The following is a 14,508-nucleotide window of genomic DNA, read 5'->3' on the forward strand; positions in this document are numbered from 1 at the left end:
ATAGACGTTTAGTCGCTTTATCGACTATCTTGTTAAAGGGTGCGTGTTTTTGCGTTTTTGGAAACAAACTTGGGTAAAAAGAATAAAACACTAGCGAATCATACGCGAATTAATTAGTTTTGTTATCATAAAAATACCAAAAAAGTGCAAATAAGAGCGAAATTAAGTCAACTTTCATCTCTACTCTCTGGAGACCTGTTTTTCCTGCCGGACAACCCGAAGCATCAGACGATGCGGATGGCGTATGCAACGGACGCTTCCGTGTACCAGGAAATACCATTGGCGGTAGCCATACCGAAAGGAAAAGCAGATTTGCTACATCTCATCAACTTTGCCGGGACGGAAGGGGTGACGCTGATACCGAGGACGGCGGGGACGTCGCTTGCAGGACAGGTGGTCGGCTCCGGTATTATTGTTGACGTATCGCGGTATTTTAACCGTATAATAGAGTTGAACGTAGAACAGAAATGGGTTCGTGTTGAGCCGGGCGTCATACGCGACGATCTGAACAGCTATCTGAAGCCTTTTGGTTTGATGTTCGGTCCGGAAACATCAACAGCGAGCCGCGCCATGATTGGTGGAATGATCGGAAACAATTCCTCAGGTCTACATTCCATTGTCTGGGGGGATACCCGTCAAAACCTGCTCGAAGCCACCGTGTTACTTGATGATGCTTCCGAGGCTATCTTCGAGCCACTCGACGAACAGCGGCTGTTTGCCAAACTAACACTGACATCCCGTGAGGGCGAAATTTACCGGAAGCTTAATGCATTGCTGACGGATAAAGATCATATTGCTGCCATCGAATCCGGTTACCCAAAGAAGACCCTCACGCGGAGAAACACAGGATACGCTTTGGACTTTCTTGTGGACACGGCGTCGCCGTTTAATCTCTGTCACCTGTTGGCGGGTTCGGAAGGTACCCTAGGCCTGGTAACAGAAGCCAAGCTAAAACTGATGGCACTTCCTCCAAAAGAGGTCGGGGTGGTGTGTGTGCATTTTGCCGATATGGTAGAATGCATGGAGGGAAACGTAGTTGCTCTCTCGCACCGTCCCGAAGCATCGGAATTGGTAGATAAGTATATACTCGACTTTACCAAGGGGCACCCCACTTACCAATACAACCGTTTTTTTATTGAGGGCGACCCGGCCGCTTTACTTATTATTGAGTTTCGGGCAGACAGCGAGGCGGAACTATTTCAAAAAGCGGAAGCGCTGAAAAGCGATCTCCTTTCGAGAGGACTGGGGTATGCTTATCCTTTTGTTGTGGGGGCCGGGCGGACGAACCTCGTGTGGGATGTCCGTAAGGCAGGGCTAGGACTGATCCGTAATTTGCCGGGGGACGAGCAGCCGGTGAATTTAATAGAAGACTGTGCCGTATCGCCTGAGGATCTGCCGGCATACGTCCGCGAGGTACAGCAGCTACTGGCGGAAGAACAGGTGCATGCGTCGTATTATGCACACGCCGGTGCCGGCGAACTACATATAGAACCGTTTATCAACTTAAAAGATAGGGAAGGCCGACGGAAGTTCAGGACAATACTTGAGCGGACGACGGACCTGATCTTAAAATACAACGGTTCCCTTAGCGGAGAACACGGCGACGGAAGGCTGCGTGGAGAATTCATCGGCAAGGTGCTTGGGGAACGTGTGTACGACCTGTTAAAGCAGACCAAAAGTATCTTCGATCCCAAAGGGGTTTTTAATGCTAATAAGATTGTCGACACGCCTCCAATGGATACATCGCTCCGTTACGATCAGGTGGCCGACGGCAATGCTGTGAAGACATATTTTGACTTTACTAAGGAGGAAAGTATTCTGCGGTTGGCAGAAAAGTGCTCGGGATCAGGTGATTGTCGTAAAACCGAGATTACGGGAGGGACGATGTGTCCGTCGTTCATGGCGACCCGCGACGAAAAAGATACGACCCGCGCGCGCGCGAACATGTTGAGACAGTTTTTAACAAATTCAACAAGGAAAAACAAGTTCGACCATGAAGAAATAAAGGAGGTGATGGATTTATGTCTAAGCTGTAAAGCCTGCAAAAGCGAATGCCCCTCGAGCGTGGATGTGGCAAAAATGAAGGCGGAATTCTTACAGCAGTACTATGATATACATGGCGCCTCTTTCCGCTCCTCTGTCATCGCCAACTTCACGAAAAGCCAGCAGCTGGGGTCGTATGTCGCGCCGCTGTACAATATGGTTGTGAAGACGCCGTTGTTGGCAGACATGGTCAAAGCTGTGGTCGGCTTTGCGCCAAAAAGATCGTTGCCAACAGTGAGCTTCACCACGTTGTCGCGATGGGTAAGCAGGCAGAAACGCAATGCCGGCGGGCGCAGAGTATACCTGTTTAGCGACGAGTTTACCGAATACAATGATACGCCGATCGGAGTAACTGCCTATAAACTGCTTACGGCATTGGGCTATGAAGTCGTGGTGCCGAAGCATGTGGAAAGTGGTAGGACCTACCTATCAAAAGGTTTCCTGAAGGAAGCACGGGAAATCGCTAACAAAAACGTTAACCTGCTTAAGAATGTGGTGACAGAAGAGACGCCCCTACTGGGCATTGAGCCCTCGGCGATTATCACTTTCCGCGATGAATATATTGATCTGGTCGATCCATCTAATAGAGCCGCAGCGACACGGCTTGCTGCAAACGCGTTGATGATCGACGAATTTTTGGTACGTGAAATAGAAGCCGGGCGGATCCATCAGGAACAGTTTACCGCCAACGCGAAAAAGATCAAGCTCCACGGGCATTGTTATCAGAAGGCGTTTCACCTTGTTGGTTATACTGAACGGGTGCTGTCCTTTCCGCAAAACTATGAGGTCGAGGTGATCCCGTCGGGCTGTTGCGGTATGGCCGGCTCGTTCGGTTATGAAAAGGAACACTATGATGTGTCCATGAAGGTCGCCGAACTGGTATTGTTACCTGCGGTCCGAAACACGGAGGAGGAGACATTGATTGCTGCCGCAGGCACGTCATGCCGACATCAGATTAAGGATGGAGCAAAAAGACGATCCTTCCACCCTGTAGAAATTTTGTACAGTGCTTTGGCGCTTTAAAACAATTGTTTGCTATCGTTTGTTATTCTTCAATAAAAACTATTAATTATGAAAAGGATACTTTACCCCACTGTTTTATTTGCTTTTTTAGGATGCTGCACGCTCTATGGATGTGGAAATGCATCGGACAAAGGCAAAGGTGCGCAGGGCGGCCAACGGCAAATCGGACAGTATGTGGTGAACCCCGATGTGGATAACCCGTCTGTGTATCTAACGTTAGTGGAATCGCACGAGACAGATTCGTCGGTGGTATATACCGGGAAGTCGTTACACGGTCAGGATACGATAGGTTTGGAGATTGAAGTCATTAAAAGTATTCCCGCGGGCTTATTGGCCGACGGCAATCCGGATAACGAAGGTGGCTTTACACCCGGAGCTATAAAATTCAGATCGCTGGGTGCGGAATCGGATAATTTTGTCCACGCCCTGGGGGCGCTTTATAAAATCCCTGCGCAGAGAAGTATGACAGACGATACCATACTGCCCCTTGTTTTCTCTTCCAACAGGAAGGAAGTTGATCTCGGAAATAACGGCACGTATACGTTTAAATTATTCCTGGACAACGCTGCAGGCTCCGAGGCTGAGGTTTTTGCGGTGCTCGATTTATATAAGCGTCTTTTCGAACTGCGGGCGAAGGACACGACACATTACGAACGCATCGTCTCCGCATTTGAAGGGGAATAAGAGGGACGGTTTTTCAGATGCGTGATGGGGGCTGCTCAGGGTTGGACATATTTCCCGGTAGGGGCGGCCACGCTGTCGCGGAGCCGGCTGGCGGTGCCTTCGCGGGACCCGACGAAAGGGGCGGATGCCTGTAAGGAAAAAACGTCTTTTTCTGTTTCCCGGAATGGAGGAAAATTCATGTCAACAAATGCGTCGCCGATAGAAAAAGCGAGCGTTGTAAAGAAGGAGATAATAAATTTATACATGCTCTCTCAGTTTGTAGTGGTAAAGGTAGGAGCGGCAACAGGGAGCTGAAATAGGATGTAGGTGAGGGACATATTTCTGTCGGTGAATGAACATATTTATTCGGCGGGCGTGTATAAGGCAGGCCCGCCATTTTTCTTTGCTGACGCTAGTTAGTTCATGGGCGGAGAGAAAATCGGGGCACTGCTCCAGACGCCGCATCACCTACCCACGAAGGCTTCGTCACTTAACGTTCTGATAAAATCGATGATATCCAATTTTTCCTGTTCACTCATCGGTATTCTGTTCCCGTTTTCCTTCAAAATAGGATCCAGATTGTCGGCATAGACAACGCCCTCATCAAAATAATCTAACACGGCTTTTAGCGTCGGGAATTGCCCAAAGCTTCCGTAGGGGGCGGTATATTCGGCATTCCGCAGTGAAGGAACGCGGAAACGCATAAGGTCTTCCCGTAGACCCGTCACCCGTGCCCGGCCGGCCTCCTCGGAGCTGGGATTGGCTGGAAAGCCGACGTTTCTAAAGCTTTGGTCGGTGAACAGCGCTGTGTTATGGCAGCCTGCACATTTTGCTTTGAAGGCGCGATAGCCCCGCGCTTCACTTTCCGAAAATGCTGTACCCTCTTTTCGTTTTACCTTGTCGTATTTGCTGTTGGCAGAGATCAGTGTATACTGATATTGGGCCAGACTTCGATATATTCTATCGGGGGTGATCTCCTCATCGCCAAATGCCTTTCTGAACAACACGAGGTATTCCTGTTCTGTTTTTATCTTTCCAATGACCTCCAGAATGGAAGAATTCATTTCTTCGTGCGTGATGATGGGAACAAGGGGCTGCTTTTCTAACTGTAGGATATTCCCGTCCCAGTTGTAGAATTTCATGAAAGCCATATTTTGGATGGGAGGCGTATTCCGTAGCCCGACCCTCCCGTAGATTCCTTTGGCCCGAACCTCATTGTCGGCAAATGCATTGGATTGCCGGTGGCAACTCGCGCAGGAAATGGTATTATTGCCGCTGAATTTTTTCTCATGGAATAGCTTTTCTCCTAGTTCCACTCCATACTTCGTGGGGCGGTTCCTGTCCACGAAACTGTTCAGCGGCGGAAAGCTATCCGGTATCCGTAAGGCAATCTCGGGGTTGTCGTGAGGTACCGGCGCAAGCGTATCCTCCCCGGTGCAGGAGAGGAATAATAAAATGGAAACAATAAAGAGTAGCCTTTTCATACAAGTCGATTTTACGATGTGATAGGGGGCTGCTTCGAAGAGAAATCCGCGACGAGGGTGGTCCCGTGGGTCGTTAGATTCCTCTTCGTGCGCCCTTAACCATGATACTGCTATGGAACCACGTATCGTACCGATACGTGGTTCCACTATGTTAGTTTTCGACATCGGTGACGGAGAACATCCCGCTGATATCGCTCGACCCGTTGCCGCCGAGGTTGTCTACGAATCGCAACATCTGGACAGCCGTATGTGTATTCGGCGTAGCGTCGTTATACGTTGCATTAGGATCTTCATGCTGATTCGGATCGTTTCCCGATTTCAGCGAGAGCGTGTGCGACTTCCCGCTGAGCAGTTTGTCGAAATCGGCATTGATCGTAATGCGTGGACTGTTTTTTCCGACGACGGCATGGCTCGGAAACGACAGGGTAATATCTCTGTAAGCGTCGACCCCCTGTGTATAGCTGTCGGGGTCGCCGTTCGTCCCTACCACCGTGCTTCCCGTGTGGATCGACATCTGTTTATGGTCGACATCATAGAAGCCTTCGATCTTCGTAAAGCGGTATCCGGCCCCCCATTCCCACATCATCTTCGTATCGTTAGCCCCCGCTTCTGTATAAAATATAGGAAATCGTACCTGATCCAACGTGTTCAGATCGGCTCTGACTCCCAAACCAAATTTTATCTGCTTGTATTCTCCAGCAGGGATATTACTGAGCACATAATCCAGCGTCTGCGGTTTCGACTGGTTTACGACCGTGGCGCCTTTGTCCAGGTCGTTAATGTTATAAGGAATCTCGCCGCCTTCAACCTTCACCAGACGGATGTTGCTTATGACATATTTCAGCTCTGAAAAGTGATGAATCTGTCCTTTGGCCGACGTGTTTACGGTGGCTGTCGCAGAGGCGGCGCCTCCAAGAACAATAGTCGTATTTTTAAACGTGTTGTTGAAGTGTAATGTGATGTTATTGGCGACAGGATCGTTGTCCTTGCCGCAAGATGCCAGTATCAGTGAAACGATGGACGGTAAGAAGTATATTAATCGTGTTTTCATATGTCTCTTATATTTGATTTAATCTGTTGTTATTTTTGCTGTGCTGAAACTCTTTCTCGCAGGAGTGGAATTGGTCGGTTATACGGTAAACGCCGTAGTGGGTGTAAGTGCCGGCCACGCTATCGGCGGAGGTACAGAAACCTCCCGAAGGGGTTCCGTATAGTAGCTATCTCTATATAGCGGGCGCCTGTCGGGAATCTCTGTTACCTTGTTTTGGGGGGCAAACGCTACGACGGAAATTGCCAGCATGTCCAGCCGCTGATAGATTGGTGCGGAGCCCGGATCGGTATTTCCCGTTTTCTCCAATTGCTTCTTCAGGTGGCAGGTTCCGTGACAGCCAAGTGCCGGGTTGTTTTTGTTGATGCAAAACTGCTGCTCTATAGCGGCTTGATGCTGTCGGAAGTGCAGGACAATGGCAGCCTGCTGAAAGCCGGCGGACAAGGACAAAACAATCATCAACATACAAAGAGCCGGCTTCATTTTCTAAAAATTAAACTTCAGCGAACTGAAAACATTGCGCCCCATACGGGGTATGTTTCCCCAATCGGCATAGGTGCTGTAATATTCGTTGAACAGATTTTCGGCGCCAACCTGTAACGCCGCCCGGTAATGTCCGATCTTGAACGTGTAGTCTGCAGCAATATTCCATACTATATAAGCCGGAGTGTGATCTTCACCATATTCAGGACTGTAGTTGTCCTGCGCAAAGTCGCCGTTTACCGATGTCCGGATTCCGATGTTGCGGTGCATAAAATGAAGCGAGCTCTGATAGCTTAACGGCCGGATGAAAGGTAAATTTCCGTTTTTGTTGTCCGTAGCTCTGGCGTAGGTGATGGTGCCTTTCCAATGCAGGTGCTGCAAAATATCATAGCTGGCATTTAATGCCATGTTAAAAAGCCTCGCATACTGTAGCGACGTGTAGCCTTTTACACCGACAGACTGATAGTTCATTGGGCTCCCCAGGCTAAGGATGCGCCCCACGATATAGTTTTCGATGTGAAAATAGTTGGCCTTAGCCTCTACAGCTATCCGCTCGCCTTTAAATCCTGCACTGGCGTTAACTTCATAGGAAATCTCGTTTTCCAGATCTGGATTTCCTATATAGTCATAGCGGTCGAAGCTGTTATAGATGTAATATCCATACCCTTCTGACACCGACGGAGCCCGATGTCCATAGCCCGTTCCGACAGACAAATCAAGCTGTCGGAAGTTCAGCTGATAACTCGCATGGAGGCTTGGCAATGCTCTATTCTTTTCCTGTGGCGTTCCAGGGTGAAAAATCCAATTGAACTCCACGTATTTTGAATGATTGTAATTCCAGCCTAGGGAACCGCCAATGTTTAGACGGCTGATGTCGGAAATGTTCCATGTGTTGTTCACGGAAAGTCCGGCAAAACGGGCCGTGACCCAAGGCCAGCTATAAGCAAACATCGTTTTTTTGCTTCGGTCCTGAGGATACATCGTCATCTCGGCAATGGACAGGTTGTTGTAAAGATTCAGTTGGATTTCAGCGCTGTATGCTCCCCGCTTCAGGTTGGCCCGCGACACCAGGCCATAGGTGGTGCTCCACCCCGGCATATCCATATGGACTAAGTTTTCCGGACGTTTAGTATCATCCATATAGTGTTCGATGGCATTGAAATACAACTTGGTATCCAAAACTTTTAAGAGGCCGTCCTCAAAGAGCTGTTTGTACGCTGCCGACGTGATTATTGCGCGTGATAGCCATAGATCCATCGGAAGAGCAGGAAAACCGACGTCGTTTGCTTTATCGTAGATAGCGTCAACCCTTACTGATGAGAGCGCCCCTGTTTTGTACGCCAATCCTAAAGAGGTATTCAATTTGCTATACTGTGAGTGGTTTACTTCGTTGCTATTCCCGTCGTGATAGTTTCCTGCCTTACGGAACGAAATGCTTCCGTCTGCGACGAATTTATCGCTGGAGTAGGCTAAATTGCCAAGGTTGAAAAACTGCCTGTTGTTGCCTTCGAAACCTGTTTGGTAGGCGCCGTTCCACTTCCTGTCCAGACCGAATGGCGTGCTTTTTCTTTTGAGGTCGATGCTACCGGCTACCGTCGCACCATGCATATTGCCCTCTTGTCCTGATGTGATGTCGACGGCAGTCAGATTGTTGCTTTCCACATATGAGGTCACAGGATCCATCTTGTCGGTGCAGGCTCCGAAAATGTGCATGCCATCGATTGTCACGGTGGAGCGTTCCATACTCATGTTGTTCAGCAGCGGTTCCCAGGCGTACGCGCCCCGTTTTATAAAGCTGATATTGTCTGCTGACGCCAGAAATTCATCTACCGAAACGGCCATTTTCATATCCGTCTGGATTTTACGTTTGGCCTGGGCCGTTATGCTTATTTCATCAATGACCTTAGTGCTATCGCGCTGAGCCCGGTTATGCTGCGCACTTGCGTTCAGGCCGATCAATGAAAGCAATAGCGCTGTGTATCTCGTCTTCATTGTCCTAGAATAAAATGTCGATATGTAGTTCGCTTTTCACGCCTTCCACACCGGGGGTAAAATCGTCCGGAACTACCGTGCCCTTTAATATTTGACCTTGGTGGTTCAGCAGAATGAAATTAAGGGTCCAGTTTCCGGTCATGGTGTAGTTGACGATGCCGTGATACAGACCGTCGTCCTCTTGTGTTAGATCATTGTTGTTTGGAGACGAATGATTGCCCATAGACGGCTCAGGCATCCGTGGATCCAGTTGCAACGTGAAGCCGTTCACTGCTGTGTAGGAATATTGTGTGGGATCGGGAAAGCTACCGGAGGGTGAATTGCCCGGTCTGTCGTATCTGTAGATGCCAGCTACCAGTTCGTTTTCGCCGACTTTCGGCCTCTGGGGTGCTATTAATGCGATGAAATACTGCTGGCCGTCCTTCCCTGTGAATGTCGTCATGTTCCTGTTTTTGTTAGCCTGTTCATGGACGGCTACCTCTTGCGTGATGCCATACGACTGGCCGTTGGCGGTGAATCCAATATAAAGTTCCCATTTGGTGTCATTGTCGCTTTCCTCCGTGAACACTGCGTATCCGGAAAAATGATTTTCGCCGTTCCGGCGCAGCAGGTCATAAAGGTGGGGACAGGAGGCGTTTCGGCCGTCTGCATGGGCCACGATCGGAAGAAATGTAACCGCCGACACGTCTGCCTCCTGGTTGGTCCGGCTGTCCATAATTTTCAGACGGAGTTCGTTATAGCCCTTGTAGAACATTCCGTTCAGCGCCTCAATACTGATTCTGTACCCTCCGCTGTGGATTGAATAAGCTTCTTTAAATTCATGATGCTCGATAACGGCCGGATCCGTCTCCGCTTGATAGTCGGTTTTTTCCTTTGTACAAGACAACACGGTGAAGCAAAACAGCGCCGTGAAGAAAGAAAATATATTGTTCATCTGTTTATTCTTGTGTTGATATGTAAATATTGTCCAACGACACTGTATTCACCAGCTTCCATCGCTAAGCAAGGTTTGCGCACAGTCGACTGTACATGCCTGTAATCGCGTTTTAGGCGGTCCATTGCGCATGTTGTATTCGGAGACCGTCGCAGAATACCTGTATCGGACGAAAGTAGATGGAATCCCGTAGCAGTCGAGTAGTTTATTATCGTCGAGCAGTCGGATGGAAAGCAGGTGGGAATCATGCCAAGGCAGATCCGTGCTGCTTTGCGCAAGTGCAGAGCGGATAACTTAGACTAGCTAATGCTACTGGAGGTACTTAAACGATAGGGGGGCGGAATATAGCGGTGTGGTAGTTAAACCGGTAGTCGGCCAGATACGGCGACAAAGGTTCTTTCATTATATCCATATGGGGAAGGGAACTCGTAAAAAAGGTCTTTTCTTTGTGTATATAGTGGGCACTATATTCGTATGCCGCAAGACTCTTTTTGGTTTCCTCTTTCTCTTTTTCTTTTATCTTTTTCATCAACACACACTGGCCGTCGCAGTGCAGCTGAGGTTTGTCCTTGTTAATACATTTTGCAATGTAGTCGGGCAGATGTATCTGATATTCCAAGGTCATGATACTGCGATAGAACGAGTGCAGTGTCAAGGCGACCAATAGCATATATGTGCAGATACTTCTCAATCGGAAACTTTTTTTGACAAACTTACATAAAACTTTTATAATTCCGTTAAATTCGTCGTATGGTTAGCAGGCTTTTGTTTATTATCTTCATGCTGGCATGGGCCGCAACTCTTTTTTCTCAACGCTATCATGTCGATAGGACAGCCATCGGGAAGCTAAAAGACAGCCGGCTTAGTGAGCTGTCGGGGATTATTGGAGCCTCGTTTGATTCGACGTTGTTTTGGGTTCATAATGACAGTGGCGATAGTGCGCGCATCTTTTTGGTCGATGCTAACGCCCGGTTAAAGGCGGTTTATTACCTCGAAGGTGTGCATATCGTGGATACAGAAGATATAACCATGTTCCGGGAGCAGGGGCGGACATTTTTGGTGTTGGGGGATATAGGCGACAATCGGGGCGTTCGCCAGCATATTTATCTTTACATATTTGAAGAGCCGCACTGTGAGGCGGGAAAGGAGATTGTTGAGATCCCAGCACAGCAAATCCGGAAAGTAACCATGCGTTACGAAGATAGGCCCCGCGATGCGGAGGCGCTATTTGCCGATCCAATGGACCGGCGCTTATATCTCGTTTCCAAACGCGATTTTCGGGCCGGATTATACCCCATAGAGCTCTCATCACTCACCGACGGGGATTTCCTTATCTTGCGAAGAGCGTGTGATCTGCCGATGACGTTTGTGACCGCCGCCGACATGAGTGCCGACGGCGCGGGACTGTTGATAAAAAACCTAACGCAGGTATTTTTCTGGCAGAGGCGTACGGGACAGCCTCTGCTCGATTTGCTGGGCCAACAGCCCGTAGTGTTACCTTATCATCCGGAGCCCCAGGGCGAGGCTATATGCTTCGGACGGCAGAATTCCGTTTTTTATACGATAAGTGAACGCCCATTAGGATTAGATGCTTATCTTTATCGATATAAAATAGTCCCATTAGATTAAAGATGGATACATTTTGATTTTATGAAGAAACTTCTTTCGTTTTTCGCTATCGTCATCTGTTTAAAAACGGCTCACGCAGCCAGGGTGGATACGGTCGATGTACCCAGTGCACGTATGAACAAGGAAATTAAAGCTGTCGTTATTTCGCCCGAACATACGAAGGCTACCCATGTCCTCTACTTATTGCATGGCTATTCGGGCAAATACAGCGACTGGGTAAGACGCGCGCCCCGGCTCGCCGACCTTGTCGATGCCTACGGTTTTATGGTTGTCTGTCCGGATGGTGGTTATGATAGCTGGTATTGGGATACCGAACAGGCAGACTATCAGTACGAGACTTTTATCACACGGGAGCTTCTGCCCTATATTGAAAGGAGTTACGGCGTAGGCAGCGACCGGTTTAACCGCGGAATTACAGGACTCAGTATGGGCGGGCATGGGGCGTTGTATCTGGCTTTTCGCCATCAGGATCTTTTTGCCTTCGCGGGGAGTACCTCCGGAGGTGTGGATATCCGTCCGTTTCCGAATAACTGGAACATAAAGCAGCGCATTGGAAGTTATCATGACCATCCCAACGCCTGGAATGAACATACGGTGATGGGGCTGATCCATCTGATACAGCCCGGAAACCTCCAGCTGTTTATTGACTGTGGAACGGACGATTTTTTCTTCGACGTAAATAACCGGCTGCATGAACAGCTTACCTATCATAATATACCTCATCACTATTTAACCATGCCGGGAAAACACGACTGGAACTACTGGTCGCGGTCTATCGACTTTCAGATGGCCTTCTTCAATCAATGTTTTCAGCGTACGGAGGCGACGAAATAACAGTAATGAACAATTTTTTTTTGATTTTCATGACTCTTCTGTTTTCCGGTACGGTCATGGGGCAGCAGGTTGTCCTGAATGGTGTTGTCAGAGACGCCACCTCAGGCGAAACGTTAATAGGAGCCGTGGTGTCTTTGCAGAATGGAGAGACGGCCACAAGCACGAATGCCTACGGTTTTTATTCCCTTTCAATGCCGGCAGGCGAGCATCAGGTACTTATCAGCTACGTGGGGTATCAGACAGCGGCGAAGGCAGTCCGGCTTACAGCAAACCAACGTCTGGATGTCGAGCTGACGCCATTGGACAACCAGATCGATGAAGTTGTTGTGTCGGCACGGCGTGGCGATCATCATGTTCGCGATCCGCAGATGGGTGCCTTTAACTTCAGTATGGAAGAAATTAAAAACGTGCCGGTAATTTTTGGAGAGAAAGATCTATTAAAAACAATCCAGCTGCTGCCCGGTATACAGAGCGGGGGAGAAGGGTCATCAAATTTCTATGTCCGGGGAGGCGGGGGCGACCAGAATCTGATTCTGCTGGACGAAGCTACCGTATACAATGCATCCCATCTGCTTGGTTTCTTCTCTACCTTTAATTCGGACGCGATAAAGGATGTGCAGCTCTACAAAGGAGGGGTGCCCGCGCAGTTCGGAGGACGTATTTCATCCGTATTGGACATCTCCATGATGGACGGCAATAAAAAGCGATTCGCCGCAGAAGGCGGCGTAGGTTTGATAGCATCCAGACTCAAAGTGGAGGCTCCTATCGTGAAGGATAAAGGTTCGTTCATGTTAAGTGGACGCCGTACATATGCAGACATGTTTTTGAAGTTGTCTAAAGACCCCGATATCAATAGGAGTAAATTATATTTCTATGATCTTAATGCTAAGGCAAACTATAAATTTGATGACAAAAATACCCTATATCTGTCCGGCTATTTCGGAAAGGATGACCTTGGGTATTCAGATCTTTTTAGCTTCGACTGGGGAAACGCGACGGCAACAGTTCGTTGGAACCATCTTTTGAATGATAAACTGTTTAGCAACACCTCGTTGATATATAGTGATTTTACCTACCATGTACAGGTATCCAGCGATAATAGCGACTTTAAGATTGCATCAAAAATACGCAACTGGAACCTGAAGCAGGACTTCTCGTATTATGCCAATACCGACAATACATTCCGCTTCGGGATAAACATCTTGCGCCAGTCCATTCATCCGGCGAGCCTTACAGCGGGCGAGAATACCGCAGTCAATTCAATCGACATGGATAGCCGACAGGGCCTCGAACTGGCCGCGTACATGTCCCATGAATGGAAACCTTGGGACAACCTATCTCTGATTTATGGCGTGCGTCTGAACGATTTTGCGGTTATGGGCCCTGGCACCTTTTACAGCTTTGATAGTGACGGGGAACCGATTGCGGAGCGATATTATGGAACAGCGATCGTCAAACATTATCTAAACATAGAGCCGCGGTTCTCGGCCAGCTTCCTCATAAACGAAGAAAGTAGTTTAAAGGCCTCCTATAACAGGATTGCGCAAAACCTGCATCAGCTCACCAACACAACTTCAAGTTTGCCGACAGATCAATATGTCGTCAGCAGCATTAATATCAAGCCGCAAACGGCCGATCAGGTTGCCCTCGGTTATTTTAGAAACTTCAAGAACAATAAGTATGAGTTTTCGGTGGAAGCCTATTATAAGCATATGGGCAATCAGATCGACTTCCGGAACGGAGCGGACCTGCAGGCAAACAGGTACTTAGAAGGAGAGCTTCTTTTCGGGATAGGACGGGCTTATGGGCTGGAATGGTACCTGCGAAAGAGCAGTGGCCGCTTAAACGGCTGGGTAAGTTATACTTTGTCCAAAAGTGAGCGGAAGTTTGACGGTATCGATGGCGGACAATGGTTTAGAGCTCGTCAGGACCGTACACACGATGTATCTGTGGTGGGCATGTATGAGCTTTCGAAGAAGTGGACTTTGGGGGCTACGTTTGTATTCAACACGGGCAACGCTGTGACGTTTCCCAGTGGCAAGTACGAGGTGGGAGGGCGATCGATGCTTTACTACACCGAGAGAAACGGCTACCGCATGCCCGATTACCATCGTCTGGATCTGTCGGCGACATATGAACCCGGCAGAAGAAACAAACGCTTCCACTCAAGCTGGACTTTCGGCGTATTTAATGCCTATAACAGAAAAAACGCATATATTATAGACTTCCGGGAGAATAGTAGCAATCCCAACATAACAGAGGCATATAAAATTGCGCTCTTTGGTGCTATTCCGTCTGTTACCTGGAACTTCAAATTTTGATAAAGAAATGTCCATGATTGCCTGCACACAAGTACAAATGAACAATTATTTACA

The 14,508-nt window shown here is 48.4% G+C and carries 12 protein-coding genes; 5 read left to right on the forward strand and 7 right to left on the reverse strand.

From position 1 onward, the window contains the following. The first annotated feature begins 144 nt into the window (after positions 1–144). Positions 145–3,066 (forward strand): FAD-binding and (Fe-S)-binding domain-containing protein, encoded by a 2,922-nt coding sequence (locus tag BC792_RS02155; RefSeq protein WP_317131701.1) that lies wholly within the window; start codon positions 145–147, stop codon positions 3,064–3,066. Between the two features lie 48 nt (positions 3,067–3,114). Beyond that, positions 3,115–3,750 (forward strand): hypothetical protein, encoded by a 636-nt coding sequence (locus tag BC792_RS02160; protein WP_148907345.1) that lies wholly within the window; start codon positions 3,115–3,117, stop codon positions 3,748–3,750. 35 nt (positions 3,751–3,785) lie between these two features. Here the strand turns inward: BC792_RS02160 and BC792_RS02165 are convergent, their stop codons facing one another. From BC792_RS02165 to BC792_RS02195, 7 genes are all read right to left on the reverse strand, one after another. Next, a complete protein-coding gene (locus BC792_RS02165) occupies positions 3,786–3,995 on the reverse strand; it encodes a hypothetical protein (RefSeq protein WP_148907346.1) in 210 nt (69 codons plus the stop codon). Positions 3,996–4,193: 198 nt separating this feature from the next. Then, positions 4,194–5,213 carry a cytochrome-c peroxidase gene (locus BC792_RS02170; RefSeq protein WP_148907347.1) on the reverse strand — a complete coding sequence of 340 codons (1,020 nt, stop codon included), beginning with the start codon at positions 5,211–5,213 and terminating at the stop codon, positions 4,194–4,196. A 151-nt stretch (positions 5,214–5,364) separates the two neighbouring features. After that, positions 5,365–6,264, reverse strand: coding sequence for an MbnP family protein (locus BC792_RS02175; protein WP_148907348.1), 900 nt, complete (start codon positions 6,262–6,264; stop codon positions 5,365–5,367). Between the two features lie 78 nt (positions 6,265–6,342). Continuing rightward, positions 6,343–6,726: a hypothetical protein gene (locus tag BC792_RS02180; protein WP_148907349.1), complete on the reverse strand. Its 384-nt coding sequence runs from the start codon at positions 6,724–6,726 to the stop codon at positions 6,343–6,345. A 21-nt stretch (positions 6,727–6,747) separates the two neighbouring features. Then, positions 6,748–8,736, reverse strand: coding sequence for a TonB-dependent receptor plug domain-containing protein (locus BC792_RS02185; protein ID WP_148907350.1), 1,989 nt, complete (start codon positions 8,734–8,736; stop codon positions 6,748–6,750). Positions 8,737–8,740: 4 nt separating this feature from the next. Continuing rightward, positions 8,741–9,670, reverse strand: coding sequence for a hypothetical protein (locus tag BC792_RS02190; protein ID WP_148907351.1), 930 nt, complete (start codon positions 9,668–9,670; stop codon positions 8,741–8,743). Positions 9,671–9,992: 322 nt separating this feature from the next. Continuing rightward, positions 9,993–10,361: a hypothetical protein gene (locus BC792_RS02195; RefSeq protein WP_148907352.1), complete on the reverse strand. Its 369-nt coding sequence runs from the start codon at positions 10,359–10,361 to the stop codon at positions 9,993–9,995. A gap of 59 nt (positions 10,362–10,420) precedes the next feature. On the opposite strand from BC792_RS02195, the gene BC792_RS02200 reads away from it, so the two are divergent. The 3 genes from BC792_RS02200 to BC792_RS02210 are packed head-to-tail and all read left to right on the forward strand — an operon-like array spanning position 10,421 to position 14,454. Beyond that, positions 10,421–11,299, forward strand: a complete 879-nt coding sequence (locus BC792_RS02200) for a hypothetical protein (RefSeq protein WP_148907353.1) — start codon at positions 10,421–10,423, stop codon at positions 11,297–11,299. A 21-nt stretch (positions 11,300–11,320) separates the two neighbouring features. Further along, positions 11,321–12,133: an alpha/beta hydrolase gene (locus BC792_RS02205; RefSeq protein WP_148907354.1), complete on the forward strand. Its 813-nt coding sequence runs from the start codon at positions 11,321–11,323 to the stop codon at positions 12,131–12,133. A 5-nt stretch (positions 12,134–12,138) separates the two neighbouring features. Next, a complete protein-coding gene (locus BC792_RS02210; RefSeq protein WP_148907355.1) occupies positions 12,139–14,454 on the forward strand; it encodes a TonB-dependent receptor in 2,316 nt (771 codons plus the stop codon). Positions 14,455–14,508: the final 54 nt, after the last annotated feature.

Origin of the sequence: Sphingobacterium allocomposti (assembly GCF_008124885.1) — a bacterium.
Taxonomy (GTDB): domain Bacteria; phylum Bacteroidota; class Bacteroidia; order Sphingobacteriales; family Sphingobacteriaceae; genus Sphingobacterium; species Sphingobacterium allocomposti.